The organism is Pseudomonas sp. BS-2016 (genome assembly GCF_001806145.1).
GTDB classification, from domain to species: Bacteria; Pseudomonadota; Gammaproteobacteria; order Pseudomonadales; family Pseudomonadaceae; genus Aquipseudomonas; species Aquipseudomonas lundensis.
In genome coordinates this window covers 1-1,791 of the sequence record NZ_MLCT01000054.1, presented here as the reverse complement: position 1 = coordinate 1,791, position 1,791 = coordinate 1, and the positions used below count along the sequence as shown (strand labels likewise).

Here is a 1,791-nt window from a genome sequence, read left to right as displayed (position 1 = left end):
GGGCTTCGGCCTGGTGCTGGTCCTCACCTCGATCCTGGCACTCGCTGGCTGGACCAGCCTGGGAGGCTTGATCGACCGTAGCAATTGGATGAGCGACATCACCCAGCTCAATGCCTCGCTGACCAAGCTGCGTATCGTGCGCTTGCAATACATGCTGGCCAATGGCGACGAAGCTGTGGCGCAGAACGTGCAGACCAGCCTCGATGCATTCGCCGCCCAGCAACAGAAGCTGCTCGACAGCTTCAAGAGCCCGGAAAACCTCAAGCTGCTCAATGAGCAGAAAGCCGTCATTACCGCTTACCGCCAGTCCCTGAACAAAATGCGCGAGGCGTACCGCAATGGCAACGCTGCGCGCGATGTCATGGGCGCCAAGGCCGACATTGCCAACGCGCAAATCAATGCGCTGGAAACCAGTGTGCAGCAGTCATCCGACAGCCCGGAACGCTTCACGCAGTTCCTGGCCGTGACCCAGGCCAAGAACGAATTCATGCAGGCTCGTTACGAAGTGCGCGGCTATACCAATAGCCCCAACGCAGAAACCGAAGCCCGTGCGGCTACACAGCTGGAAAAAGCTGTCGCCGGTTTGAAAGGCCTCAGCGTTGCCTTCGGTACTGGCCAGCAAAGCGCATTGTCCGCACTGGAAACCGCGCTAGGCGCCTACCGCAGCGCCGTGCAGAGCTACAAGGCGGCCAATGCCAATATTGTCACCGCCCGTGCCGAAATGACCATTCAGGGCGCCGACATCGTGACGATCAGCGACAAGCTGTACGACATCCAACTGGAACGTCGCGACGCCGAAAGCACCCAGGCCCGCAGCCTGCAACTGATCAGCACCTTGCTGGCCCTGTTGGTCGGCGTGATTGCCGCGTGGGTGATCACCCGCCAGATCACCCGCCCGATCCAGGACACCCTGGCCGTGGTGGAGCGCATCGCTTCGGGCGACTTGAGCCACAATATCCAGGTGACCCGTCGCGACGAACTGGGCGTGTTGCAGCAAGGCATCCAGCGCATGGGCACCACCCTGCGCGAGCTGATCAGCGGCATTCGCGACGGCGTCACTCAGATCGCCAGCGCCGCCGAAGAGTTGTCAGCCGTGACCGAGCAAACCAGCGCCGGCGTGAACAGCCAGAAGATCGAGACCGATCAGGTCGCCACCGCCATGCATGAAATGACCGCCACCGTGCAGGAAGTTGCGCGCAATGCCGAACAGGCTTCCCAAGCCGCTTCCGACGCTGACGGCCAGGCCCGCGAAGGCGATAAAGTGGTGGCTGAAGCCATCGCCCAGATCGAACGCCTGGCGGCCGAAGTGGCGCGCTCCACCGACGCCATGACGCACCTGCAACAAGAGAGCAACAAGATCGGCAGCGTGATGGACGTGATCAAGGCCGTGGCCGAACAGACCAACCTGCTGGCACTTAACGCCGCCATTGAAGCTGCGCGTGCCGGGGAAGCTGGTCGAGGCTTTGCCGTGGTCGCCGACGAAGTGCGTGGCCTGGCGCAGCGTACACAGAAGTCCACCGAGGAAATCGAAGGCCTGGTGGCCGGCTTACAGAACGGCACCCAACAAGTCGCCAGCGTGATGAACAACAGCCGCAGCCTCACCGACAGCAGCGTCGAACTGACGCGCAAGGCCGGGGTATCCTTGGAAAACATCACCCGCACCGTGTCGAATATCCAGTCGATGAACCAGCAGATTGCCGCAGCCGCCGAACAACAGAGCGCCGTGGCGGAAGAGATCAGCCGCAGTATCGTGAACGTGCGTGACGTGTCTGAGCAGACCGCTACGGCCAG

At 61.9% G+C, this 1,791-nt stretch carries 1 protein-coding gene and 1 pseudogene; both read left to right on the top strand.

The features are described from left to right. Positions 1-88: 88 nt before the first annotated feature. Positions 89-970 (top strand): annotated as a pseudogene (locus BKD70_RS25780) (methyl-accepting chemotaxis protein); the annotation flags it as partial. Positions 971-1,009: 39 nt separating this feature from the next. Next, positions 1,010-1,791: methyl-accepting chemotaxis protein (locus BKD70_RS25775; protein WP_371914018.1), on the top strand; the 782-nt coding region annotated here is incomplete at its 3' end.